The sequence below is a fragment of the Bacillales bacterium genome (assembly GCA_035700025.1).
Taxonomy (GTDB): domain Bacteria; phylum Bacillota; class Bacilli; order Bacillales; family DASSOY01; genus DASSOY01.
On sequence record DASSOY010000029.1, the window covers coordinates 19,429 to 44,201 of the forward strand.

At 49.3% G+C, this 24,773-nt stretch carries 23 protein-coding genes; 17 read left to right on the top strand and 6 right to left on the bottom strand.

The genetic code is table 11. The annotated features are described in order from the left end of the window. Positions 1 to 29: 29 nt before the first annotated feature. A complete protein-coding gene (locus VFK44_05240; protein HET7627776.1) occupies positions 30 to 2,078 on the bottom strand; it encodes a penicillin-binding transpeptidase domain-containing protein in 2,049 nt (682 codons plus the stop codon). Between the two features lie 401 nt (positions 2,079 to 2,479). On the opposite strand from VFK44_05240, the gene VFK44_05245 reads away from it, so the two are divergent. The 3 genes from VFK44_05245 (at position 2,480) to VFK44_05255 (ending at position 5,607) form a co-directional block, all read left to right on the top strand. After that, entirely contained in the window at positions 2,480 to 4,198 is a 1,719-nt protein-coding gene (locus VFK44_05245) for a PAS domain S-box protein (GenBank protein ID HET7627777.1), read from the top strand. A 164-nt stretch (positions 4,199 to 4,362) separates the two neighbouring features. Continuing rightward, positions 4,363 to 4,839, top strand: a complete 477-nt coding sequence (locus VFK44_05250) for a flavin reductase family protein (GenBank protein ID HET7627778.1) — start codon at positions 4,363 to 4,365, stop codon at positions 4,837 to 4,839. A gap of 168 nt (positions 4,840 to 5,007) precedes the next feature. After that, positions 5,008 to 5,607: a TVP38/TMEM64 family protein gene (locus tag VFK44_05255; protein ID HET7627779.1), complete on the top strand. Its 600-nt coding sequence runs from the start codon at positions 5,008 to 5,010 to the stop codon at positions 5,605 to 5,607. Between the two features lie 69 nt (positions 5,608 to 5,676). On the opposite strand, the gene VFK44_05260 is transcribed toward VFK44_05255, so the two are convergent. After that, positions 5,677 to 7,020 carry a TrkH family potassium uptake protein gene (locus tag VFK44_05260; protein ID HET7627780.1) on the bottom strand — a complete coding sequence of 448 codons (1,344 nt, stop codon included), beginning with the start codon at positions 7,018 to 7,020 and terminating at the stop codon, positions 5,677 to 5,679. Positions 7,021 to 7,156: 136 nt separating this feature from the next. Between VFK44_05260 and VFK44_05265 the strand changes: the two genes are divergently transcribed. The 9 genes from VFK44_05265 (at position 7,157) to VFK44_05305 (ending at position 15,303) form a co-directional block, all read left to right on the top strand. Continuing rightward, on the top strand, positions 7,157 to 8,560 hold the full coding sequence (locus VFK44_05265) for a Na+/H+ antiporter NhaC family protein (protein ID HET7627781.1): 1,404 nt from the start codon (positions 7,157 to 7,159) through the stop codon (positions 8,558 to 8,560). A gap of 94 nt (positions 8,561 to 8,654) precedes the next feature. Next, on the top strand, positions 8,655 to 10,067 hold the full coding sequence (locus VFK44_05270; protein HET7627782.1) for a LysM peptidoglycan-binding domain-containing protein: 1,413 nt from the start codon (positions 8,655 to 8,657) through the stop codon (positions 10,065 to 10,067). A gap of 96 nt (positions 10,068 to 10,163) precedes the next feature. Continuing rightward, positions 10,164 to 10,619 carry a DNA starvation/stationary phase protection protein gene (locus VFK44_05275; protein HET7627783.1) on the top strand — a complete coding sequence of 152 codons (456 nt, stop codon included), beginning with the start codon at positions 10,164 to 10,166 and terminating at the stop codon, positions 10,617 to 10,619. Between the two features lie 112 nt (positions 10,620 to 10,731). Continuing rightward, complete coding sequence (locus VFK44_05280) at positions 10,732 to 11,313, top strand: NAD(P)H-dependent oxidoreductase (GenBank protein ID HET7627784.1); 582 nt, start codon at positions 10,732 to 10,734, stop codon at positions 11,311 to 11,313. A 25-nt stretch (positions 11,314 to 11,338) separates the two neighbouring features. Further along, positions 11,339 to 12,169, top strand: a complete 831-nt coding sequence (locus VFK44_05285; GenBank protein ID HET7627785.1) for a sulfurtransferase — start codon at positions 11,339 to 11,341, stop codon at positions 12,167 to 12,169. A gap of 57 nt (positions 12,170 to 12,226) precedes the next feature. Then, positions 12,227 to 12,868, top strand: coding sequence for an SDR family oxidoreductase (locus tag VFK44_05290; GenBank protein ID HET7627786.1), 642 nt, complete (start codon positions 12,227 to 12,229; stop codon positions 12,866 to 12,868). A 28-nt stretch (positions 12,869 to 12,896) separates the two neighbouring features. Next, a complete protein-coding gene (locus VFK44_05295; protein ID HET7627787.1) occupies positions 12,897 to 13,574 on the top strand; it encodes a metal-dependent hydrolase in 678 nt (225 codons plus the stop codon). Positions 13,575 to 13,680: 106 nt separating this feature from the next. Beyond that, positions 13,681 to 13,932: a hypothetical protein gene (locus VFK44_05300; protein HET7627788.1), complete on the top strand. Its 252-nt coding sequence runs from the start codon at positions 13,681 to 13,683 to the stop codon at positions 13,930 to 13,932. Positions 13,933 to 13,989: 57 nt separating this feature from the next. Beyond that, positions 13,990 to 15,303: a DRTGG domain-containing protein gene (locus VFK44_05305; protein HET7627789.1), complete on the top strand. Its 1,314-nt coding sequence runs from the start codon at positions 13,990 to 13,992 to the stop codon at positions 15,301 to 15,303. On the opposite strand, the gene VFK44_05310 is transcribed toward VFK44_05305, so the two are convergent. Then, positions 15,287 to 15,604 carry a YtpI family protein gene (locus VFK44_05310; GenBank protein HET7627790.1) on the bottom strand — a complete coding sequence of 106 codons (318 nt, stop codon included), beginning with the start codon at positions 15,602 to 15,604 and terminating at the stop codon, positions 15,287 to 15,289. The two genes, VFK44_05305 and VFK44_05310, sit on opposite strands and share 17 nt — an antisense overlap. An 89-nt stretch (positions 15,605 to 15,693) precedes the next feature. On the opposite strand from VFK44_05310, the gene VFK44_05315 reads away from it, so the two are divergent. Next, complete coding sequence (locus VFK44_05315; protein ID HET7627791.1) at positions 15,694 to 16,632, top strand: bifunctional oligoribonuclease/PAP phosphatase NrnA; 939 nt, start codon at positions 15,694 to 15,696, stop codon at positions 16,630 to 16,632. Between the two features lie 27 nt (positions 16,633 to 16,659). Here VFK44_05315 and VFK44_05320 read toward each other — a convergent pair whose 3' ends face one another. From VFK44_05320 to VFK44_05330, 3 genes are all read right to left on the bottom strand, one after another. Continuing rightward, positions 16,660 to 16,845: a hypothetical protein gene (locus VFK44_05320; protein HET7627792.1), complete on the bottom strand. Its 186-nt coding sequence runs from the start codon at positions 16,843 to 16,845 to the stop codon at positions 16,660 to 16,662. Positions 16,846 to 16,974: 129 nt separating this feature from the next. Next, the gene (gene ytrI / locus VFK44_05325; protein ID HET7627793.1) at positions 16,975 to 17,475 is read right to left on the bottom strand and encodes a sporulation membrane protein YtrI; all 501 of its coding nucleotides are present in this window, start codon (positions 17,473 to 17,475) and stop codon (positions 16,975 to 16,977) included. Further along, a complete protein-coding gene (locus VFK44_05330) occupies positions 17,476 to 17,823 on the bottom strand; it encodes a YtrH family sporulation protein (GenBank protein ID HET7627794.1) in 348 nt (115 codons plus the stop codon). 243 nt (positions 17,824 to 18,066) lie between these two features. Here VFK44_05330 and VFK44_05335 point away from each other — a divergent pair, with 243 nt between their 5' ends. From VFK44_05335 to accA, 4 genes are all read left to right on the top strand, one after another. Then, entirely contained in the window at positions 18,067 to 21,471 is a 3,405-nt protein-coding gene (locus VFK44_05335; protein HET7627795.1) for a DNA polymerase III subunit alpha, read from the top strand. A gap of 133 nt (positions 21,472 to 21,604) precedes the next feature. Then, positions 21,605 to 22,843, top strand: a complete 1,239-nt coding sequence (locus VFK44_05340; GenBank protein ID HET7627796.1) for a malic enzyme-like NAD(P)-binding protein — start codon at positions 21,605 to 21,607, stop codon at positions 22,841 to 22,843. Between the two features lie 35 nt (positions 22,844 to 22,878). Continuing rightward, the gene (accD, locus tag VFK44_05345) at positions 22,879 to 23,739 is read left to right on the top strand and encodes an acetyl-CoA carboxylase, carboxyltransferase subunit beta (GenBank protein HET7627797.1); all 861 of its coding nucleotides are present in this window, start codon (positions 22,879 to 22,881) and stop codon (positions 23,737 to 23,739) included. Next, complete coding sequence (accA, locus tag VFK44_05350) at positions 23,736 to 24,713, top strand: acetyl-CoA carboxylase carboxyl transferase subunit alpha (protein HET7627798.1); 978 nt, start codon at positions 23,736 to 23,738, stop codon at positions 24,711 to 24,713. The genes accD and accA overlap by 4 nt, the downstream gene beginning before the upstream one ends. Positions 24,714 to 24,773: the final 60 nt, after the last annotated feature.

The following is a 24,773-nucleotide window of genomic DNA, read 5'->3' on the forward strand; positions in this document are numbered from 1 at the left end:
GGCGGTTCCCGCGGGAACCGCCGTACAGCTTACGGCTTTAAATACCAATTAAGAATTTCCGCCACCTTCGGTACGACATAATGGCTGCCGCCGCGATTTTGAACGTTTTCCACCATCATCGCGACGAGAATCTTTGGATCGTTCGTATTGAAGGCGACAAACCACCCGTTTTCTTTACCGTTCTCGACTTTATCGCTTGCTTTCAATTCAGGCGTACCCGTTTTACCGGCAATGGAGAGGCCGGGGATGTTCGCCGCATGTCCCGTTCCGTTCGGGCTTTGCACGACTTGTTTTAAATCATTTACGATTGTTTCGGCTGTTTTCTCCGATAGGATGTGTTCCTTCCAAACGTTATTTGACGGGTCAACGCGATCTTTCAGCAACGTAAGTTTCAATAATTGCCCGTCATTGATAAAAGGCGTATAAGTATCCGCCAGTTGCAAAGCACTGATTAACACTTTGCCTTGTCCGTATCCGCTGTTTGCCAATTCGATCTCCGTCGAAAATCCGTCGCTGCCTGTCAATTGCGCTGCTTCGATCGGGAAGGGGAAGTCTGGAAGCGGTTGTCCGAAACCGAATGCCTTCGCCTCGTTTTTGAATCGTTGTTTGCCGAGTTGATAAGCGACGCGCGCAAAATAAATATTGTCCGAATAAACAAGCGCATCGCGCAAATCGACGGACGTTAGATGATCGACGCGGTGAACGCGATAGTCTCCCCACGAGGAATCCGGTTGCCACGGTCCGTTGATTGTCATCGGTTCATCAGGGTCGATAACGCCGGTCTCCAACCCGATGGCAGCAGTGATCGGTTTCATCGCCGATCCTGGAGAGTAGGCTTGAATGAACCGATTGATCAGCGGTTGCTTCTCATTTTGTTTCAAAGCATTGTAGTCTTCGTGAATGGTGTTCGGATTGAAATCAGGTGCGGTAACAAGCGCCAAAACTTCACCAGTGATCGGATTGATCGCCGCGGCTGTACCGACGTCGCCGTCCTCCGCGAATTTTCCATACATTTTCTTTTGCAATTCGGCATCAATGGTCAGCTGAACGGTTTCCCCATCTTGCGGAGCCTTTTTCGCGATCGTCTGCAACCGGTTCCCGTCTTGATCCGTCGTGTAAATCTCGACGCCGTCGACAGCACGCAGCCGGTTTTCGAAAATCGCTTCCAGACCCGTTTTTCCGATTTTGTCGGACTTGTCGTACCCGTCTTTTTGATGTTTTTTCCATTCCTCAGCAGAGATCGTGCCGATATAGCCTGTCAAATGACCCGCGGCTTCACCGTACGGATAGATGCGTGCCGGGATTTTCCGAATGAATACTCCGGGAATTGCTTGAAGCTTGCTAAGTTTTTCTTCTTCGGTCAACGGGATGTTGACGATCGGAACGAAATAGTTCGGTTTCACCCATGATGCGTGCAAGTTATCATCGATTTGTTTCACGGGAATTCCCGTAATTTCGGCGAATTTCTTTTTCGAACCGGTCTTCAATCGATCCGGCTCCATGCCGACGGAAGCTTGCTGGCCGTTGACGGCGAGAGGGCGTCCGTTCCTGTCCAAAATTTCACCGCGTTCAGCGGAAAGCGTTGCCAAGTGGACCTCGATGTTCGGTCCGGTCAATTGCGGAAAGATTAACTGGGTCGTCCAATCGACGTACCAATTTACCTGTTCTTCGCCTTCGGCTGTTTTCCGTGTTTCTTTCACGAGCGTTGCTTTTTCGGAAAACGTAACATTACCCGCGATCGTGCTCATTTGTGCGGAAAACGGCAATTTCACCTTACCGTCCTCTTTTTCTTTCTTCCTGTCGCTCTCCGACGCAACGGCTTTCGATTCAATGGTCACGTCGGTAATTTTTAAATCGCTGCCCAAATTTTTGTAGCGGTCGACGAATTTCTGTTTTGAGATTGTCTTTTTCGCATTTGTTGAAAGCAGTTCATACATGTCGGAAAATTGTTCGGTTTCCCAAGCATGAACATATGTATGCCAACGTTCTTCCGGTGTCGGTACGTCGTTGGAACATCCCCCGAGCCAAACGAGAGCGAAGACGAAAAGTACCGGCAGCCATCCTTTCCTATGCTTCACGAAAAATCCCCCTTAGTTCACTTTTACAATCGTATGAGATCACTGTAAAATTATAGATAAAAAAACCGACAGAAGTTAAAAACCGAGCCTAATTAACCAGCATCATTACATTTATAGCAAAGAAATAGGGACAAAACCCTACAAATATCGACAGTTTGACGTGTGAAATGATTGCCGTAAAACCGGCATTCCGAAGGGTTCGCGTCGAATATGAAATATATGTTAACTTTCCCAACGCCGCACAGGTGGTCAGGCTCCCCCTTGTGATTATAATGGAAAGTTGTACAATAGGAAATGGAAAGAATATCTTACTTAAATGTTTGCTGATTACATTTTGTTTCCAATAATATCCAATGAGTCGAGGATCCTTGTGCGAGAAGAGCAGGATTGAGGAGGATTGAATGAAATCATATGGTGATTGGAAGAGACGAAAATCTTTACTCATTTCTTTCGCTTATATCGTAATTGGCATCCTTTGGGTGACTCTTGGTGATGCGTGGGTAGGTCATCGATTATTAAGCAGCAAAGAATATTGGCTTTACCAGGAGATTAAAGGTGTCATATTCGTATGCTTGTCGGGGATCGCTGTTTATTTTTGCGCAAAATACGTGCGAGAGCAAAAGAGCTTTACAAAGAGCTTGAGTCGATTGGACTTGTTACAAACGAATTTCGAGGTCAGCTCGCTCGCCGATCAATTGAATTCGAGCGTGTCGATTTTGCGCCCGGAAAACGATCGATTTTCCATTGTGTATGTCAATCACGGGTTCACACGTTTAACCGGTTATGATGCCGAAGAAGCGCTAGGAAAAGAACTTCCGTTTTTAAAAGGCAAAAATACGAGCCCGGCAGCATTAGAGCGGTACGAAGAGGCGTTGCGTGCGGAAGAAATTGCGACGATCGAATTGTTGTATTACCGGAGAGACGGCACCCCGTTTTGGAATGAACTCAAGATCAATCCGGTCTACGATGCGGACCATGAGCTTCTTTTTTTTATCGTCCTTCAAAATGACATAACGAAAAGGAAATGTGCTGAAAGGCGGCTGCAAGAAAGCGAGCAAAGATATAAGTCTTTGTTTGCTCATAATCCGGACATGGTTTGTTCGCTTGACATGAACGGAGTGATCAAGAGCGCCAACCCGGCGGTCGAAAAGTTTACCGGCTACGGTGTTGACGAGGTCATCGATCAAAGCTGCTGGGACTTTATTAGTGACAGAGACCGGAATAAAGCAAAAGTGTTCTTTGAAAAAGTGTACGAAGGGAACCCGCAGCACGGGGAGTACCAAATGTATCATAAATCGGGGGATCTGATCGACATAGAAGCGGTCGTAATTCCGATCATCATCGACGGTGAGGTTTCCGGCACTTTCACGATCGCAAAAGACGTAACAGAACAAAAAAAGACGCAGGAGTTGTTAGGAAAAGCGGAAAAATTGAACGTCGTCGGCGAGTTGGCGGCGGGCATTGCCCACGAAATCCGAAATCCTTTAACTTCGCTGAAAGGGTTCGTGCAATTGCTGCGTCCGAATTTATCGGAAAAAAAAGCGTATACCGACGTGATGTTGTCGGAATTGGACCGAATCGAACAGATCGTCACCGAATTGCTTTTGCTCGCAAAACCTAAACCGGCGTTGTTCGAGGAGAAAAATTTAAAACAATTGCTGGAGCACGTGAGAACATTGTTAAATACGAAAGCAATCATGAGCAACACTGAAATCGTGCTTCATTACCAATGTGATATCGATTACATCCTCTGTGAGGAAAATCAATTGAAACAAGTGTTGATCAATTTGTTGAAAAATGCGATTGAAGCGATGCCAGACGGCGGAGAGATTCTCATCCGAGCTGACAAAATTGACCACAAGCACGTGCAAATTTCCATTATTGACGAAGGGCAGGGGATCCCGGAGGAACATTTGCCGAAGCTCGGAGAACCTTTTTATACGACGAAAGAGCAAGGAACGGGACTCGGTTTGATGATTAGCTGGAAAATCATTAAAGAACACGGCGGAGAGATGGTGTTTGAGAGCGAAGAAAACAAAGGAACGACCGTGCAAATCACTCTTCCGGTTAATCCGAAAGTGTCAGACGAGAAAAGCGGCAATTATCAAATTACGAGTTGAGTCGGCACAAACGCCGATTTTTTTTTTTTGTAAACGGTGCTTTTTACAATCGTTTTCGTGATCGGTATAATGAAGTGGGCTATGCGTGCGTTCGGGCAAGGTGAACGAAAAGCTCAAGTTGCCGGTATACTGTAGAAAGAGAGAGGACCAAGGAGGGTGAGATCATGGACGACCGAATGTTTAGAAATGCGATGGGGAAATTTACGACAGGTGTCACCGTGATCACCGCGAAGTGGCAAGATGAAATATACGGAATGACTGCGAACGCATTCATGTCCGTTTCGATGAACCCGAAATTGATTTCAGTGTCGATTGACGAGAAAGCGAACATGCATGATAAGATGGGGCAAGTCTCGCGATTTGCAGTCAGCATTTTGTCGGACCAGCAAAGAGACATTTCGATGCATTTTGCACGGCAAAAAGAAAAAGATAAGGTCGCGTTTGAATGGTTCCACGGCGTTCCCGTAATCAAAGACGCGATTGCCGCGATCGTTTGCGACGTCTATGATTCTTACAAGGCCGGCGATCACACGTTGTTCATCGGAAAAGTGATCAATCTCGAAACGAAACAAGGAAATCCGCTCGTCTTTTTTGAAGGGAAATACGGGACAGATCATTTGAATAAAAATGAAACGGTGTAACGTCATCCATAAACTTTCGTTCGAAAACGTTATTCCTTATACAGAGGAAAGATTGCACGCCGCATCCACGTTCCGCTTTCGGTGCGGTTTTTTTAAATGTTATAATGAGTATGGTTGTGCGAGCCAGAGCGTATTACTATGGATAGGAGCATTCATTGGATGGAAATGATGGCAATTGAATCATATTTCACAATTGATCACATTCGTCATATTTTACAAGATTATAAGTCTTTCGGCCCTCTTCTCGGCATCTTGTTACCTTTGCTTGAAGCGTTTGTGCCGATTTTACCTTTAATGTTGTTCGTCGCCGCCAATGCCGCCGTGTACGGTTTTTTACTCGGATCCTTAATTTCATGGGCCGGTACGTGTTTCGGAGCAGTTCTCGTCTTTTTTATTTTCCGGTCATTGGCGCGGGGACGTCTGAAATATTGGCTGCACCGGCGGAAGAAAATCCGCAGAACGTTACGGTGGGTGGAAGAACACGGTTTCGGGCCGTTGTTCCTCGTTCTATGCATTCCGTTTACGCCTTCGTCGCTCGTCAACGTCGCCGCTGGTTTGTCGGACATTAGTTTCAAGTCTTTTTTAATGTCCGTTCTGCTTGGGAAAATGGTGTTGATCTTCATGGTTTCCTCGGTTGGATACGATTGGATGAACATCCTCGACCAACCGTTTAAACTGTCGGCCATCGCGGGCGTCGTCGTCGTGCTCTGGCTGGCCGGAAAACGAATGGAAAAACGAATGTTGAAAAAGAAACAAACGAATGTTTAAAACCTTGCCGCGCTGCAGCGGCAAGGTTTTTTGTTCCCGATCGGTGATTTCAGTGCGGAAAGCTGCAAATTAACCAATGAACAACCGTCCTTCGGGGTAGCGGATGTTTCTGATTTCCGGTGCTCCGACAGAAAAGACGAGCGTCAACGGTCCAAGTTTTCCGATGAACATCATCGAAATGATGACGAGTTTTCCGATCACGGACAAATGCGGAGTCAGGCCGGTGGACAGTCCGACTGTGCCGAACGCCGAAACGACCTCAAATGCAATGCTGAGAAAGGACGCCTTTTCCGTGAGCGTCAAGATAAAAATGGCCGTGAATATGCTCGTTAAGCTTGCGACCACGAGCGCAAAAGCTCTGATAAAGATCGAGTCTTTGATCGTTCTTCCGAAGGCAACCGCGTCCTGCTCCCCTTTTAAAATTTTGACGATCGTTAACAACAGGGCGATGAACGTCGTCACTTTGATCCCGCCGCCCGTTGAAGTGCTTCCGGCACCGATGAACATCAACAAAATGAGGATGAACAGCGTCGCATCGCGCAAGTGGCCAATCGGTACGGTATTGAATCCGGCTGTGCGCGGAATGACCCCTTGAAAGTAAGACGCCCACAGCTTTTGTCCGAGCGGGAGGTGTCCGATCGTGCCCGGATTGTTGAACTCAAGGGAGAGAACCATGAGAAATCCGAAAACATTCAAGGCAAGTGTGCCGACGAGCATGAATTTCGTATGTAAAGTAAGCTCCCGTACGTGGCGCGCGGTCCAAAGATTAACGAGCACCGTAAAGCCGAGACCGCCGATGATGATCAGGAACGTGATCAACAAGTTAACGATCGGATCGCCGACCCAGCGCGAGAGGTTGTCGGACCAAAGTGAAAAACCGGCATTGTTGAACGCGGATACCGTATGAAAAATGCTGAAAAAGATTCCTTTTTGCCAGCCGATTTTCGGTCCCCAATAAAGCGCAAGCAAAAACGCGACGACGAGTTCGATTAAGAGAGAGAAAATGAGCAGATTCTTTGCGAGCTTTATGATTCCCCCGAGCGTATTTTGGTTCAACGCATTTTGAACGAGCAGCCGTTGTTTGATGCTGATTTTTTTTCCCATGACGAGAAAAATCAATATCGCGAACGTCATAATCCCAAGTCCGCCGACTTGTATTAAAGTGAGAATGACGATTTTGCCGAACATCGTAAAGGCGGTTGGCGTGTCGACGACGATAAGGCCGGTTACAGTTGTAGCCGAAGTTGCCGTAAACAAGGCGGTGAGCCAACTGATCGGAGAAGTAGTCGAAATCGGCAGCTTTAACAAGAGGGTACCGACGATAATCAGGCATACGAAGCCGATGATCAGCATCTGTGGGGGGTTCAACGTACTCTTTGTGCGTTGAATGGATTTTACTGTTTCTGTTTCCATGGGGAACACACCTCATATGGCAGTTGCAGCCGTTGATAACAAACGTGCAGCATATTTTTTTTCGATTATTGCAAGCTAATACAAGCTAATCTTAGTGAAAACGAATGGAATTTGCAACAAGACTGGAGAGGATTTCATGCAATGGCTTTCGGTCATCCCATTTCTCGTTGTCATCCCGCTTGCCATTTGGACGAAACAAGTATTGCCCGGTTTGATCGTTGGATTGCTTGCCGGCTCCTATTTGGCCGAACCGACCGTGATCGGCGGGATCGGACAAGCGATCGCTTACATCGTTGATAGTCTCAGGAACGAGAGCAACATCAAAGTGCTCATTTTTTTATACGCGTTTTCCGGTCTTGTCGGCATGATTAAATCGGCCGGCGGCATTCGCGGCTTTGTTGAACTGTCTGCTGAAAGGGTTAAGACGAAGAGAGAAGCGCTCGTATTGACGTGGATTTCCACTTTCGGCACGTTCAGCGCCCCGAATTTCCGGATCGTAACCGTTGCGCCGATTATGAAGGCGCTGTTGAAAAAAATCAAAATGTCCAAAGAAGAATTGGCGTTTGCGATCGAAACGACGTCCGCCCCGCTTATCGCGCTTGTGCCAATCGCCACTGCATCGGTCGGTTACATGGTGTCGCTCATTGACCAATCGTTGCGGCAGGAGAACATTCATCTTGATGCTTATTCGTTATTTATCCGGAGCATCCCGTTCAATTTTTTCTCGATCATCCTCCTAATGCTCGGTTTTTATTTAAGTTTCATACACCGGTCAAAACAACCGGTCACCGGTGCCGAAGGCAAGGAGCAGCTGGAAAAGGACCCCGACTGGCACCATTGTCATCCTGCCGTTTCGAAAGAGCTGCCGAAAAAACCGTGGAACTTGCTCGTTCCACTCATTTTGGTCATCGGCTTGACGCTGTTTTTGACGTGGTGGGACGGTCACGCGAAAGGGTATCTTTTTTTCAACGCGTTCATAAAGGCTGACGTGTTGACTTCGATGGTCGTTGCCTTGATCGTTACGTCTTTTGTTTCGGCGGTCTTTTTCATGGTTCAAAGAAACAAGCTCGTCGATCTCATATCGCGTTTCATCGAAGGCGGCAATGAACTCATGCCCGTCATTTTGTTGCTCGCCGTCGTCTGGGGATTGACGGCATCTGCCCAAGATCTCGGATTTTCCGCGTTCGTTACGTCGAATGTCGGTTGGATTCCTTCTGCGTTTGTGCCGCCGGTTTTGTTCGTCATCGGTTCTATCATTTCCTATTTTGTCGGTTCTTCCTGGGGGACATGGGGGATTCTCATGCCGCTTGGCATTTCAATGGGAGCGGTTTCCGGCGCGCCGCTTGCGCTCGTCGTCGGTGCGGTGTTCGCGAGCGGAGCGTTCGGAGCTTTCGCATCGCCGTTGAGCGACAACACGAATACGATCGGAAAAATCCTTGACTTAACCGTTATAAAATATGCCCGTTTCAAGCTGACGCCTGCGTTAATTGCCGCCGGCATCGCGACGGTGTTATACGGTGGAGCGACTTTGATCTTGTAACTTTATTCGGCGAACGAAATTTCGGGTGAACAAGAAACAATCGGGACATTTGCCGCATACGTTATTGCAGGTAACGAAAATGGGAGGCAGATGTATGTTCATATATGTCGTTCGCAGAGGAGACACGCTGTTTCGGCTGGCGCAGCGTTTTAACGTAACCGTCGAACAGTTGATGAATGCCAATGAATTGCCGAATCCGAATCGGCTTGTGCCGGGGCAAGCGCTAATTGTGCCGAGCGCCACACGCCCGTATACGGTGCAACCGGGGGAAACGTTAGCGGAAATCGCGAGAAGATTCGGCGTTACGGTGTCAGCACTTGCTGAAACGAATCAAATCGCTGATCCGTCGGCGGTCGCAGCGGGAACGCTCATCGCGATCCCTCCGCGTCGGTATACCGTCAGGCGCGGGGATACGGTATTTGCAATTGCCCGCCGATTCGGCGTTCCGGTCAGGTCGATCATGGAGGCAAACAACCTTTCGCGGCCGGAAGCGTTAGTTCCGGGGATGACGCTCGTCATTCCGGTCGTTCAACCGGTCATTGATGTCAATGGATTTCTGACTGTCCTCGGCGAAAGAGGGCGCACGATCATAAGGGATGTCGGGGAACATCTTACTTATGTCGGTCCGTTTGCATACCGAATGCGTCCAGACGGGGGACTGGAAACGATCGAGGATCTGCCGGTATTGGAAGCCGCAAGGACGGAAAATGTCGTTCCGATGATGACAATCACGAATTTCACGGCAACCGAAGTCGGATCCCAATTGGCCCATACGATTTTGGCTAATGAAGGCTTGCAAAACACGCTTTTGACGAATATCATTCAAATCATGCGCCGCAAAGGGTACCGCGGGGTAAATTTCGATTTTGAAAGCGTGCTTCCCGAAGACCGTGAAAACTACAATCTGTTTTTGCGTAGGGCGGTTGCAAGATTGCATAACGAAGGTTTCTTTGTGTCAACTTCGCTCGCCCCGAAAACGCGTCCCGATGAACCGGGATTGCTGTATGAAGCCCATGATTATCCGGCGCACGGCGAAATCGTCGATTTCGTCGTTTTGATGACCTACGAATGGGGGTATCGAAAAGGGCCGGCGCGAGCGATCTCTCCAGTCAATTTAATGCGGAACGTGCTCGATTATGCTGTATCGGTCATTCCGCGCAATAAGCTTCTGTTAGGCATTTCTACGTATGCGCGGGATTGGCGGCTTCCTTTTGTCCAAGGATCGGAAGCGGAGACGTTCAGTCCGCAGGAGGCAGTCAGACGCGCAAGCGAGGTGAATGCGACGATCCAATATGACCCGGTCGCTGAATCTCCTTTTTATGACTATTGGGATCGAAATGGTGCGCGGCACCGGGTTTGGTTCGAAGATGCGAGAAGCGTCATGGCAAAATACCAGTTGATTAAAGATTACCGGTTGCGCGGGGCCAGCTACTGGGTGCTTGATTTTCCGTTTCCGCAAAATTGGGTCGTTCTCGAAAACATGTTTACTGTACGCAAGCGAACATAGCAAAAGGCCGCCTCGAGCGGTCTTTTGCTGATTCGGTATAAGAATCGTTTTCGCCAACCACAATAAGGAAAACAGCAATTGATCGGAGGACGCTCGATGCAGGAAAATCAACGATTGATCAACTTTCTTAATCAGCAAGTTTCCAATTTTGCCGTATTGTACGTAAAGCTTCATCGTTATCATTGGTTTGTCCAAGGCTTTCATTTCTTTGAACTGCACAAGAAGTTTGAGGAAATGTATGAAGAGGCGGCCGAATGGTACGATGAATTAGCCGAACGCATATTGGCCATTGGCGGGAAACCGTTGGCGACGATGACGAAATATTTAGACGAAAAAACGTTGGCGGAGGCGGAAGCGGATAATGAAATCGTCGAAATGCTGTCCGTCTTGCATTCCGATTTTCGCCAAATGGCCGGCGAAATGAGAGAAGGACGCGCCATTTGCGAACAATTCGGCGATGAACCAACAGCTGATTTGCTCGTACAAATCGAAAAAACGTTGGATAAACATGCGTGGATGGTTCGTTCGGCTGCCGCTAAAGCCTTGACGTGATCGATCCATGCAGATGCGCGGCTTCTCTGCTGGCAGAGAAGCCGTATTTTTATTTGCGAAGAAGGAATTTTTCCGATCGGGGCGAACTAAATGATTGAGAGGAGAATCTAATGTGCGGCATCTCGTTCTTTATGCTCATCCGACTCGGGAAAGCTTCAACGGCGCCATTTTACAAACTTATATCAATGCTTTGAAGGAACGAGGTCACGAAATCGATATTCGCGATGTATACCGTCTTGATTTCGACCCGAAATTGACATGGGAAGCCTATCGCGGGCAGCTCGCTGGAAATTACGACCGCTTTGTCAAGGAAGAATGGCGGTTCTGGGCGCGTGCGGACGCGGTTACGCTCATTTTTCCGTTATGGTGGGGCGGGCTTCCCGCTTTAGCCAAAGGTTACCTCGACCGAGTGCTTGCTTACGGGCTTGCTTATCAATTGGACGGGGAAGAACCGATCCCGTTGCTAGGTGGGAAGCAATCGGCGCTAATTTACACGAGCGGCACGCCGAAAGAACTTTTCGATGAAACCGGTATGTCCGCTAGCATCCGGCAAACGTTGGAGGAAGCAGTTTTTCAATTTTGCGGCATGGAAACAGCCGGGGTGCTGCATTTTGGAAATGCGGTGCTTGCGACAAGCGAAGAACATAATCACATGTTGCAAGAAGTGAAGGCGTTCGCCGCGCGATTTTTTTGAATCGAAGCAAAGGAGGAGGGCTCTCATGAGTGATTTGTTGATCAGCGCGAAAACATTGGCCGATCATTTAGACGACGAAAACACGGTGATCGTCGATTGCCGGTTTCAGTTGAACGATCCGGAAGCCGGGCGAAACGCTTACGAACAAGATCATATTCCGGGGGCGGTCTATTTCGATCTTGACAAAGATATGTCAGGACCGGTGAGGGAGCATGGAGGGCGTCATCCGTTGCCGAATCCTAAAGAATTTGTTAAAAAACTCGAAATGGCCGGGATTGATGCAAATGTTCGTGTGGTTGCCTATGATGACGAAAACGGTGCATTCGCGGCGCGATTTTGGTGGATGTTGAATTATTTCGGGCATGAAAACGGTTTTGTGCTTGATGTCGGATATTCCACATGGAAAAAAGAAGGTTATCCGACGAGCAGCGAAATCCCGTACCCGAAACCGGCCGTTTTCAAAGCCAACGTTCGCCGGGAGATGGCAGTCGGGATTGAGGAAGTGAAACAACGCCAACAAGAAGACGAGGTCGTTTTGATCGATTCAAGAGCTCCCGCTCGCTACCGAGGAGAGCATGAGCCGATCGACCGCAAAGCGGGGCACATTCCAGGGGCCGTCAATCGGTTTTGGAAGGAAAACATCGGTCCTGATGGAAAATGGAAACCGATTGCTCAACTTCGAGAACGTTTTACTGACGACGATGCCAAAGAATATATTGTTTATTGCGGATCGGGCGTGACGGCGGCAGCGAACGCACTCGCTTTACAAGCAGTCGGCAAGAAAGTGCGGCTCTATGTCGGGAGTTGGAGCGATTGGAGCTCGTACGACGAAAATCCGGTGGAAACCGGGGAATAGGCAAACGTTTCGCAACATCCGTTTTGTGGAAAGTCATTCACGAAGGGAGTTGAGTCGATGAAAGTGTTGGTGATCGGTGCGAATGGAAACGTCGGACGAAAGGTTGTGCCGATTTTGCATGAATGCGGCCACGAGGCGAAGGCGATGATTCGTGATGAAACCCAGAAGGAAAATCTCGATCCGCGGGCGGAGGTCGTAGTCGCCGATTTGGAAAAAGATTTTGGCCATGCGCTGGAAGGATGCGATGCGGTAATTTTCACTGCCGGATCGGGCGCCCATACGGGTCCGGATAAGACGGAGCTTGTCGACCGCCGCGGGGCGATGAAGGCCATCGACGAGGCGAAGAAGCATGGCGTGCACAAGTTCTTGATGGTAAGTTCGATGAATGCCGATACACCGGAGAACGGTCCGGAACATATGAGGCATTATTATAAGGCGAAAGGCGACGCGGACGATTATTTGCGTGCGAGCGGGCTCGATTACACAATTGTCCGGCCCGGGAGGCTGTCGCATGCGCCGGGGACCGGTAAGATCGAGGCAGCGGTCAAAATCGCGGACCGTTCGCGGAAGCGTGACATTCCGCGGGAAGACGTCGCTCGTGTGATGGTCCATGCGCTCAAACACGATCCTCTCGGTGAGCGCGTGTTTGAAATCTTGAGCGGCGACACGCCGGTCGATAAGGCGTTGGAGGCGTTATAACTATTACGATACAAGGGGAGATGGACGAATGAAAGCCACTTATTACGGACATTCGGTTGTGTTGGTCGAAACGGCGGGCAAGAAAATTTGGATCGATCCGTTTATTACCGGAAACGGCCAATGTACGATTGACGCAAACGACGTTGAAGCTGATGCGATCATTTTGACGCACGGCCATAACGACCATGTCGGCGATACGGTAGAAATCGCGAAGAGGAATGATGCGTTGGTCATCGGGATATTTGAAATGGCAACATATCTCGGTTGGAAAGGCTTGAATACGCATCCGATGTCCATCGGCGGAGCGTACGAATTTGATTTTGGAAAGGTGAAATATACCCAAGCGTTTCACGGTTCCGGCTATGAAGAAGAGGGTGAAAACCTCGTTTATCTCGGCATGCCCGGCGGTGTTCTATTCAGTGCTGAAGGAAAGACGATTTATCATGCCGGCGATACCGGTCTGTTTTCAGATATGAAGCTGATCGGCGAAAGAAACGAGATCGACGTCGCATTTCTTCCGATCGGCGACAATTTCACGATGGGACCGGAAGACGCACAGCTGGCCGCCGAATGGCTCAATGCGAAAACCGTCGTGCCGATTCACTACAATACATTCCCAGTGATCGAACAAGACCCGCATGCTTTTGTTGCCGGTTTGAAAGGCGAAGGCAAAGTGTTGCAATCCGGCGATTCGATCGAGTTGTAACGAATCTATTCGAAGAACTTCCGCGCTGATTCAAGCGTTCGGGAGTTCTTTTTTCATTTTGGGAGGATGTCCGACATACAATGGATCGTAAGAAGGGGAGATGAAAATGAAACAACGCTTGATTTTGTCGCTGCTCGTAATCGCAGCCTTAGTCTACATGGCGCTTCCCCGGCTGCCTGTCCACGGGAGCGTGCTTCAAGAAAGTTTTGTTTTGGCATGGCTCGGGTTCGCCTTGCTCGCCTTCGGCGGGAATTTGTCAGCACTCCTGTTCAAAGCGGGATCCGATCGCGGCGGTCGACACCCGGCCTCAAAAAGAAAAGCGCCGGAGCGCGTATTTGAACGGCACACGGGAAGTTGATGTACGGGGCCGACATCGGTATAATGATGGAAACATGGGGAAAAGAATGGTGAAATCGTGGCGACGAAACATGAGCAAATTTTAAAACATATCGAAGACTTGGAAGTCGGTCGGAAAATTTCGGTGCGCGGCATCGCAAAGCAACTTGATGTGAGCGAAGGTACGGCGTATCGGGCGATTAAGGATGCCGAAAATCTCGGATTCGTGAGCACGATCGAACGCGTTGGAACGATTCGGATTGAGACGAAGCGGAAAGAGAACTTTGAAAAATTAACCTATGCCGAAGTCGTTAACATTGTCGACGGAATTGTTCTCGGCGGCCGCGAAGGACTGCATAAATCGCTCAATAAGTTTGTTATCGGCGCAATGAAGCTGGAAGCGATGATGCGCTATGTCGACGCCGGAAACCTTGTAATTGTCGGCAACCGCGATCAGGCGCAGTTCAACGCCTTGAAAGCCGGTGCCGCCGTTTTGATTACGGGCGGCTTTATGGCAGGGGAAGATGCAGTCGCCCTCGCTGACGAACTGAAACTTCCGATCATTTCGACAAGCTACGATACGTTTACGGTCGCCGCGATGATCAATCGCGCTATCTATGATCAATTGATCAAGAAGGAAATCGTTCTCGTGCAAGATATTTTGATTCCCGTTGAGCAGGCGTTTTATTTGAAAACGTCCGATACGATCGACAGATGGCGGGAATTGAATAAACAGACGGGACACAGCCGATATCCGGTCGTTGACGGCAAGATGCGCGTTCAAGGAATGGTAACCGCAAAAGATATCGTCGACCACCCGGGAGATGCTTCCGTTGTGAAAGCGATGACGAAAAATCCGTTGACGGTGAGCGGAGCGACGTCGCTCGCGATGGCGGCGCACATGATGATCTGGGAGGGCATTGAACTGTTGCCGGTGGTCAACCCGTATCATAAACTGCAAGGGCTGATTTCGCGTCAAGACGTCTTGAAAGCGTTGCAAGTCATTCAACGGCAGCCCCAAGTCGGGGAAACGATCGATGAACTCATCACCGGGCAAATGGTTCAAGCCTCAGCGGCTCCGGATTTGAAATTCCGCTGTGAAGTGACGCCGCAAATGACGAATTACCTTGGATCGATTTCGTACGGGGCGATCACGACGCTTGTCGGGGAAGCGGGCAGTCTCGCGCTTAGGCAATTCAAAAAAGGGAACCTCGTTATTGAAAACATCACGCTGTATTTTCTAAAACCGGTGCAAATCGAAAGCGTGATCGAAATTTGCCCGCGAGTGATGGAGATCAGCCGCAGGCACGGGAAGCTCGACATTGAAGTGTTTCATGACGGAGCGGTCGTCGGAAAAGCGATGATGACCGCACAGCTTATTGATCGCCATTGAGCTCGTTTTGCCTGGCTTCTTCCACCGCATACGGCAACAAGTGCCGGTATAAACGAATATTTTGGTAAATGTAAAAGCTTCCGACGGCAATTAAAATGACGGATATGACGATTGTGACTGCGGATTGCCTTACATACAGGGCGTTAAGGCCGAAGAAAACGAGGACAAGCCCAAGGGCCACGGCTGCTTTCGTACCGACCCACCGGCTTTCGTGCTGGCGGTTGCGCAGCTTCCAAGCTTTCAGTTTGTAAAACAAATAAAATGCGAACGAGACAATGATGAACATAACTAGAATCGGCATCGATCTTCCTCCAATGATATCAATGATGTTTTAGACTGTTCCATTGTAACGAGTTAGCGGGAAAAAATCCATCCGGGAAGGAGCAGGAGATGAAACAAGCCATTATTGACAAAATCGAGCAATACGATACGATCATCATCCATCGGCACGTGCGTCCCGATCCGGACGCGCTCGGATCGCAAGGGGCGCTCGCGGAGATCATTAAAGCGAGCTATCCCGGTAAAAACGTATTTTGCGTTGGGGAAGAGGAAGCATCGCTCCAGTTTTTGAATCGAATGGACGAAGTGCCCGACGATCAATTTCATGGGGCGCTTGCCATTGTGTGCGATACGGCAAATGCTCCTCGTATCAGCGATGAGCGCTATGAGCAAGCCGATTTTATCATCAAAATCGACCACCATCCGAATGAAGATCGTTACGGCGACTTGTTATGGGTGGATACGGAGGCAAGTTCGGTCTGTGAAATGATTTACGAATTGTACCACGAATGCAAAGCTTCACTCGTTCTTCCCGATCGGGCAGCGATGCTGCTTTATGCAGGAATTGTCGGCGACACCGGCCGATTTCTGTTCGACAGTACGACCGACCGAACGTTTGCGATTGCCGCAGCGTTAAGGAAACGATCATTTTCCATCAATCGATTGTATACGCGTCTCTACGAAGTGAAATTGAACGTCGTGCGCCTTCGCGGGTATGTCACGTCGTCGTTTCAATTAAGTGAAAACGGTGCCGGAACGGTGAAAATCCGTCGTACTGTTCTCGAACAATACGATGCGACGCCGAGCGACGCCTCGCTGCTCGTCAATGCGTTTTCTGATGTTGCGGGCATAAAAGCGTGGGTGTTTTTCATCGAGGAACCGGATCAAATTCGCGTCCGATTGCGTTCTAAAGGACCGGTCGTGAACGAAATTGCAAAAAAATACGGAGGCGGGGGTCACCCGATGGCGGCCGGAGCGACGATCCATCGCTGGGAGGAAGCGGATCAAGTTGTTGCGGAACTTGAGGCGGCTTGCGCCGCATACGAATAGTCAGGCTTACGCATTGCGTAAGCCTGACTATTGCTGTTGCTTCGGAATGAACCAAGAGCCGATATTTGTTTCGTCGATCAACACGTCGACGTTTGCACGTGAGATCTCTTTTTTGATTAAACGGACCATTTCGTCGGATTCGGCGAATGCCGAGTAACCGTCTTGAATTCGCCTTACTTTCGCTTTGACGATGTCTTTCGGGTTCATGATCATCGTGCGTATCCTCCTTTTTCGGCTTTGGGGTCGAATAACGTTCCATACGCCTTACTTAAATCTTATTCGAGCAGCGGCGCGATTGCCACGGAATGGACACCCGTGTCACAAAATTTTCAAACTTTTTTGTCACACTTTTTCCACATTCAATACGACTTTTACCGTCGAGTAAATGACGAGCGTGGCCACTTTCACGCGAAAACGGTTTTTTTCCACTTCATAGGTTTTGTTTTCGATCACTTGCTTGATCATCCGTTGATTTTCGGCGACGGATTCGATGTTTTGGTGAATGAGGCTTGATAGTTGTTCGCTGACTGCGCTGCGGATTTCAAACAGCTCGGACTTACTGATTTCGTTGTTTCGATTTTCCACGAACGTTACTTTTATTGATTGAACCGTTAATTTTTGCTCGAGCTGCTCATTTTTTTCATTGGATTCTTCTTGCCACGTTTTCAATTGCGATTTCAATTGTTTGATGTCTTGTTTTTGTTCGTAGATCATCGTTAATTGTCGTTCTTGGGCGATGCCGGAAATGACGATGAAAAACATCCAGCCGACAATGATACCGAGAATGAGACCTGCCGAGAAACGTTGCCAATCCCGCGTTTTGAAATGTTGGGGGATGCGCATTTACCCGATATACTCCTGTTGTGTCAACCAGTAAATCAAAATCGTGCCGGTATGGGCGCCGGTCATCGCCGAGATGATGACAATCATTTGTTTTACAATTTCGTCGGGGGAACCGTAAATAAATCCTTTTTCAAGATTTGTAATCGTGTCGAATGTACCGCCGATTGCCGCAACGACAGCCCAAATTTTCAAGTTGCCCGCAAGCGTCCACATCGCGCTCAGCGGAGGTTTGCTTACGAGAAACGCGCCAATGCCGCCAATGATCGCGCCGCCGACAATGACGCCGAACGCGACGAAGAAATCGAAAACGACGCTTTGCAAAAACTCTCGAAAAGGTACCGGCTCCATCTGTTTCATCCTTTCCAATGAGACAAACGTTAAATCTATCAATTCCTGCAGCGGGTTTGCGCAGTTCAACGACCCCAGATGCACATCCCGCTCTTGAAAACTCGGATGCGTTATTCTAATGTATATGGGACAAGAACGAGCGTTATGCCATTGACGTACATGTGTTCGCTATTATGTTATAATAACTATTAGATTTATTCGGTTGCCGCGCGCTGCGGAATTAACGGCAAGGAGAGATGGGCTTTGGGTTTCGTTCACCTTCACGTTCACAGTGAGTATAGTTTGCTTCGAGGGGCTTGCCGCATAGACTCCCTTGCGAAAAGAGCGGCCGACCTGCGTTTTTCCGCGCTCGCAATCACCGATCATTCGGTTATGTACGGCGTCGTTCCGTTTTATAAAGCTTGTCGAAAATACGGGATCAAACCGATTATCGGTATGGAGATCAACGTTGCTCTCGAGGAAGCATCCGACGGCGTCAAGGGACGAAATCAACCGGCAGCAACACTCGTATTGCTGGCGAAAACAAACGCGGGGTACCGCCATTTAATCCAATTAAGCACGGAAGCGCAAAGCGGGCGCCAACCGGTCGTTTCAAAACAATCGTTAGCTGCGCATGCGGAAGATTTAATTGCTCTCTCTTCCGGGATCAACGGCGAAATCGAGCGCTGTTTACTGCGCGGCGACCGTGCAAAAGCAACGGAAGCGGCTGAATTTTACAAACGTGTATTTGCAGGAAATTTTTACATCGAAATTCAAGACCACAGCACGCGTTCGCAAAAACAACTGAACTTGGAAATCGTGCAATTGGCAAAAGCTTTAGACGTATCGCTTGCGGCGACAAATGACGTGCATTACTTGGAAGCGTCCGATGCCATCGCGCATGATTGCTTGCTCTGCATCAAAAACGGCGTGCGGCTCGACGACGATGATCGCGAGAAATTGCCGACTGACCAGTATTATTTAAAATCGCCCGAAGAAATGGAGGCTCTGTTTTCCGCGTTTCCTGAAGCGTTGCGAAATACGGAACGAATTGCGGATGCATGTGATGTAACGTTTGAGTTTGGGCGTGCGATTTTGCCGTCCTTCCCCGTACCCGAAGGTCTCGGTGCGTCCGAGTATTTGCGTAAGATATGCGAGGAGGGGCTTCGGAGCCGCTATGGCATGGATCCTGACGGTCCCCTTTGGCGAAGGCTCGAATATGAGCTCAGTGTCATCGAGAAAATGCACTACTGCGATTATTTTTTAATTGTTTGGGACTTTATGAAGCACGCACACGAAAACCGCATTCTCACGGGGCCGGGACGCGGTTCCGCTGCGGGTTCTCTCGTCTCTTACGTATTGAACATTACCGATGTCGATCCGATTGCCCATGATCTCATTTTCGAACGGTTTTTAAATCCGGAAAGAGTCAGCATGCCGGACATTGATATTGATTTTCCCGATACGAAGCGCGATCAAATGATTCGTTACGTGGCTGACAAATACGGTGCTGAGCACGTGGCGCAAATTATTACGTTTGGAACGCTTGCAGCGCGGGCTGCCGTGCGTGATGTTGGAAGGGTGATCGGCGCCCCGCAAAAACTCGTCGATTCCCTCGCAAAGAAAATACCTTCTCGTCCGGGCATAACACTCGCACAAGCAAAACGGGAATCCATGCCGTTGATGCAATTGCTTAAGGAATCGGAAGAAGCCTTGCAAATCTTCCAAATCGCGGGAACGATCGAAGGGCTTCCGCGCCATGCGTCGACCCACGCAGCGGGGATTGTTATCAGCAAGCAGCCTTTGACCGATGTCGTGCCGCTTCAGGATTCGCAAGACGGCCTTGCCCTTACGCAATTTCCAATGAACATTCTCGAAGAAATCGGCCTATTGAAGATGGATTTTCTCGGCTTGCGCAATTTGACGCTTATTGAAAACATCTTGAATGCGGTTGAGGCGGAAACCGGCATACGTCCGGATTTTAAAAAAGTTCCCAACGACGATGAACAAACGTTTCGGTTGTTGGCGCAAGGGGATACATCTGGAATATTTCAACTTGAGTCGGACGGCATGCGAAAAGTATTGCAAAGATTGAAACCAACGACGTTTGAAGACATCGTTGCCGTGAACGCGCTCTATCGGCCGGGACCGATGGAAAACATTCCGACATACATTGCCGGCAAACACGGGGAATTGGATGTTCAGTATATTCATGACGATTTGAAACCCATCTTGGAAAAAACGTACGGGGTCATCGTATATCAAGAGCAAATCATGCAGATCGCTTCGAATCTCGCCGGTTTTTCGCTCGGAGAAGCCGATTTGCTGCGGCGGGCCATTTCGAAAAAGAAGAAGAACATCCTGGATGAGGAGCGCGAGCATTTTGTGAGCGGATGCGTCAACAACGGCTATCCGGCGGAAACGGCGGAGACGGTGTACGATCTCATCATGCGTTTCGCCGACTACGGCTTCCCGCGCTCTCATGCAGTCGCTTACAGCGTCATTGCCTTTCGGCTCGCCTATTTAAAGGCGCATTATCCGAAAGCATTCATGGCTGCGCTGCTTTCCGGGGTCATTGGCGATCACGACAAAACGGCGGCTTACATTCGCGAGCTGAAAGCGAAGCAAATCCCCGTGCTCCCGCCTTCTGTCAATCGCAGCGAGCAAGCCTTCACTTCCGAACAAGAAGGCATTCGCTTCGGCCTTTTGGCGGTAAAAAACGTTGGCATGCATGCGATCGACGAACTGACGAAGAAACGTCGATCCGGAATCTATCGGGATTTGTTTGATTTGTGTGCACGCGTTTCCTTGAAAAAGGTAAACAAGCGAACGTTGGAATCGCTCGTTTTTGCAGGCGCGATGGACGAATTCGGGGTCGATCGTGCAACGCTCATCACGTCTCTCGACCGTGCGGTCCGTTACGGCGAGGAAGTGGATGAAAAGGCGGGGAAGCCGCAAATGGACTGGTTCGGAGCAGGAGAAGGGCGGCCGAATTACGAAGAAGTGCCGCCATTAAACATGAATGATAAACTGAAGTTTGAAAAAGAAGCACTCGGGTTTTATTTATCGGCTCATCCGTTGGAACGTTATGCGGAAGCATTGAGGGGCATTCCACATCTAAAAATCGCTCAGATTGCGAAACGTTCGCCGAAACAACTCGTTCGAACGGCGGGGATGATCGTGAAAACGCGCCAGATTCGGACAAAAAAAGGGGATCCGATGGCCTTTCTCACGTTGAGTGACGAGACAGCGGAGATCGAGGTCGTCGTTTTCCCGAAATTGTATGCGCGTTGCGCGGGTATCGTCGATGAAGACCGGTTTTTGCTCGTAGAAGGTACGTGTCAAGACGATCGGCAGTCCCGAAGCTTGATTGCTGAACGCATCGTTCCCCTTGAACAATTGCCGGCGCAGGGAGGTGACGAATCCGAAAGCAAGCGTGTCGGTTCCTTGTTTTTGAAAATTGACGGCCGCCATCGCGAAACGGCGTTTTTGAATCGCATAAAAAAAGTGTTGCAGCGTTTTCGCGGCGAAGTTCCGGTTATCGTGTATTATGCAGACGAGAAAAAAACGATCAAGCTTCCGGAAACGTTCAACGTCGATGCAAGCGAAGCCTGCTTGAAAGGGTTGAAAGAAGAACTTGGCACGAACCATGTCGTTTTCAAGAAATAAACATTCGTTTTAATGAAATGCTTGTTTTGCTATAATAGAGTGCAGACACTTTTACAGAAACAAGCTTGCATCGGTTCGGTTGTTGCAAGCCTCCATGCTTAGCGATGGATGGAACAAAGGAGAGTGAAGCGATTTGTCCACAACACGTGAGGAAGCGTTGCATATTCACCGGATTCACCAGGGGAAACTCGAGTCGAAATCGAAAGTTCCGGTTCGCAACGCCCGGGACTTGAGTCTCGCCTATTCCCCGGGAGTAGCGGAACCTTGCAAAGAAATTTACGATGATCCGAGCAAAGTATTCGAATATACGATGAAGGGAAACATGGTAGCGGTCGTGTCTGACGGTACGGCCGTACTCGGGCTCGGAAACATCGGTCCACAGGCAGCGCTTCCTGTAATGGAAGGGAAAGCGGTATTGTTCAAGAGTTTTGCCGGCGTCGACGCGTTTCCGATCTGTGTCGACACGAACGACGTTGACAAAATCGTCGAGACCGTGAAATTGCTGCAACCGAATTTCGGGGGCATCAATCTCGAGGATATTTCCGGACCGAGATGTTTTGAAGTTGAGGAACGATTGAAAAGGGAAACGAATATCCCGATCTTTCATGACGATCAACATGGTACGGCAATCGTCACTCTCGCAGGTCTCGTCAATGCATTGAAAATTACCGGCAAATCAGTGTCCAGTGTTCGTGTGATCGTAAACGGAGCCGGTGCCGCGGGAATTGCCATCATCAAGCTTCTTGATCGTTTTGGCGTGAAAGATATGATATTATGCGATTCGAAAGGCGCGATTTACGAAGGACGTTCCGAAGGCATGAACGACGTAAAGGCGGACATTGCGAAAATTACGAATCGTGATCGACTGAAAGGTTCCTTGCAAGAGGTCATTCAAGACATGGACGTCTTCATCGGCGTATCCGTCGAAGGCGTGCTTACCGAAGAAATGGTGAAAAGCATGAATGACGATCCTGTCATTTTCGCGATGGCCAATCCGGTACCGGAAATCATGCCGGATCAGGCGAAAGCCGCGGGAGCGAAAGTGATCGGTACGGGGCGTTCCGATTTTCCGAACCAGGTGAACAATGTACTTGCGTTTCCGGGCATATTCCGCGGGGCACTCGATGTGAGGGCCACGCATATTAACGAGGACATGAAAGTGGCGGCCGTTTACGCGATTGCGAATCTCATCGCAGAAAGTGAATTGAAGGACGATTATGTGATTCCCGCGCCGTTTGACGCGCGAGTGGCTCCGGCGGTAGCCGCGAGCGTCGCGAAAGCGGCGATGGAAACGGGCGTCGCGAGAAAACATGTCGATCCGGACGAAGTAGCCGAAAAGACGAGGAAATTGACGGCTATCGACGCCGATTGACCTACGGAATGGTATGATCAAAGGACGGTGTTATTTTGTTAAAGGATTTGTTTGCTAAGAAGAAAAAATATGCAACGGTTCCTTCGGAGAAAGTGAAAAACGATGTGCCCGAAGGTTTGATGTCGAAATGTCCGCAATGCAAAACGATTATGTACACGAAAGAATTGAATAAAAATTTAAAAGTGTGCATTTCGTGCGGCTACCATCATCGAATGACGGCACAGGAGCGGTTTGAAAGTTTGTTTGACGACGGTATCTTTGAAGAGTTGGATCACGGGTTGACTTCAGCAAACCCGTTGCAGTTTCCGGATTATACGGAGAAACTGGATAAGGACAAGAAGAAAACGGAGCTGAATGAGGCGGTTCTCACCGGCGAAGGAACGATCGAGCAATTGCCGGTCGTAATGGCCGTGATGGACGCTCGGTTTCGTATGGGGAGCATGGGCTCCGTTGTAGGGGAAAAAATCACGCGCGCCGTGGAACGTGCTGGAGAACGGAAGCTGCCTTTCATCATTTTCACCGCTTCGGGAGGCGCCCGAATGCAGGAAGGGGCGCTCAGCTTGATGCAAATGGCGAAAACAAGCGCGGCGCTGAAGAAGTTCAGCAGTGACGGCGGCTTGTTCATTTCGGTCATGACGCATCCGACAACGGGCGGTGTGTCGGCAAGCTTCGCATCACTCGGGGATTATAATTTTGCCGAGCCCGGCGCACTTATCGGCTTTGCCGGAAGAAGAATCATTGAACAAACGATTCGCCAAGAATTGCCGGACGACTTTCAAACGGCCGAATTTTTGTTCGAGCACGGCCAACTCGACCGAGTCATCCCGAGAAAAGAAATGAAAGAGGCGCTTGCCACGGTTCTGTCGATACACGGAACGGGAGGTCGAAAAAAATGACGACCTATCTCGAATTTGAAAAACCCGTCGTTCAGTTGAAAGAAAAGATCGCCGAATTGAAAACGTTCATGGAAGAAAAAAACATCGATTTGTCTCAAGAGGTGGAAAGATTGCAGGCGCGACTCGAAAAGCTTGAAAACGAAATTTACGAGAACATGAAACCGTGGGACCGTGTGCAGGTGGCACGGCACCCAGTGCGCCCGACGACTCTTGATTACATTTCCTTCTTGTTCGAGGATTTCTTCGAATGCCACGGGGATCGTTATTACGGCGATGATGCAGCGATCGTTGCCGGCATCGCGAAATTCCACGACGTTCCTGTGACGGTTGTCGGCCATCAACGCGGAAAAGACACAAAAGAAAACTTGCGGCGAAATTTTGGATGTCCGCATCCGGAAGGTTATCGAAAAGCGTTAAGAATTATGAAACAAGCCGAAAAGTTCGATCGACCGATCATCAGCTTCATCGACACGAAAGGGGCGTATCCAGGGAAATCCGCCGAGGAACGCGGACAAAGCGAAGCGATTGCGCGGAATTTGTTCGAGATGGCCGGGCTCACCGTACCGATCGTCTGTGTCGTGATCGGTGAAGGGGGGAGCGGAGGAGCTCTCGGAATCGGCGTCGGAGACCGTTTGCACATGCTTGAGAACTCCACGTATTCGGTCATTTCACCTGAAGGCGCTGCGGCCTTGCTTTGGAAAGACTCCGGGCAGGCGAAACGCGCCGCGGAGTCGATGAAGATTACTGCACCCGATTTGAAAGAGCTTGGCATAATCGATGACGTGATACCGGAAGTAAGGGGCGGTGCACATCACGATCCCGAGTCGCAGGCGGCGGCGATCGAGCGTACGCTCAGCGCTTCTCTGAAGGAACTCGGGCGGCTGACAACTGATGAATTGTTGGAGCGGCGATTGCAAAAATACAAGAGTATGGGACGCTACTTGAACGAAAGCGTTTCCAATACGACGAAATAAATGTGCTTCCCATGAGGCACATTTTTTCATGTTATAATGCTACTAAACGAAAGGGAGAAA

Bases quoted from the DNA above. Each gene is read 5' to 3' on its own strand.
- VFK44_05245 (HET7627777.1), top strand. From the start codon at position 2,480: ATGAAATCATATGGTGATTGGAAGAGACGAAAATCTTTACTCATTTCT.
- VFK44_05250 (HET7627778.1), top strand. From the start codon at position 4,363: ATGGACGACCGAATGTTTAGAAATGCGATGGGGAAATTTACGACAGGT.
- VFK44_05255 (HET7627779.1), top strand. From the start codon at position 5,008: ATGGCAATTGAATCATATTTCACAATTGATCACATTCGTCATATTTTA.
- VFK44_05260 (HET7627780.1), bottom strand. From the start codon at position 7,020: ATGGAAACAGAAACAGTAAAATCCATTCAACGCACAAAGAGTACGTTG.
- VFK44_05265 (HET7627781.1), top strand. From the start codon at position 7,157: ATGCAATGGCTTTCGGTCATCCCATTTCTCGTTGTCATCCCGCTTGCC.
- VFK44_05270 (HET7627782.1), top strand. From the start codon at position 8,655: ATGTTCATATATGTCGTTCGCAGAGGAGACACGCTGTTTCGGCTGGCG.
- VFK44_05275 (HET7627783.1), top strand. From the start codon at position 10,164: ATGCAGGAAAATCAACGATTGATCAACTTTCTTAATCAGCAAGTTTCC.
- VFK44_05285 (HET7627785.1), top strand. From the start codon at position 11,339: ATGAGTGATTTGTTGATCAGCGCGAAAACATTGGCCGATCATTTAGAC.
- VFK44_05290 (HET7627786.1), top strand. From the start codon at position 12,227: ATGAAAGTGTTGGTGATCGGTGCGAATGGAAACGTCGGACGAAAGGTT.
- VFK44_05295 (HET7627787.1), top strand. From the start codon at position 12,897: ATGAAAGCCACTTATTACGGACATTCGGTTGTGTTGGTCGAAACGGCG.
- VFK44_05300 (HET7627788.1), top strand. From the start codon at position 13,681: ATGAAACAACGCTTGATTTTGTCGCTGCTCGTAATCGCAGCCTTAGTC.
- VFK44_05310 (HET7627790.1), bottom strand. From the start codon at position 15,604: ATGCCGATTCTAGTTATGTTCATCATTGTCTCGTTCGCATTTTATTTG.
- VFK44_05315 (HET7627791.1), top strand. From the start codon at position 15,694: ATGAAACAAGCCATTATTGACAAAATCGAGCAATACGATACGATCATC.
- VFK44_05320 (HET7627792.1), bottom strand. From the start codon at position 16,845: ATGATCATGAACCCGAAAGACATCGTCAAAGCGAAAGTAAGGCGAATT.
- ytrI (HET7627793.1), bottom strand. From the start codon at position 17,475: ATGCGCATCCCCCAACATTTCAAAACGCGGGATTGGCAACGTTTCTCG.
- VFK44_05330 (HET7627794.1), bottom strand. From the start codon at position 17,823: ATGGAGCCGGTACCTTTTCGAGAGTTTTTGCAAAGCGTCGTTTTCGAT.
- accA (HET7627798.1), top strand. From the start codon at position 23,736: ATGACGACCTATCTCGAATTTGAAAAACCCGTCGTTCAGTTGAAAGAA.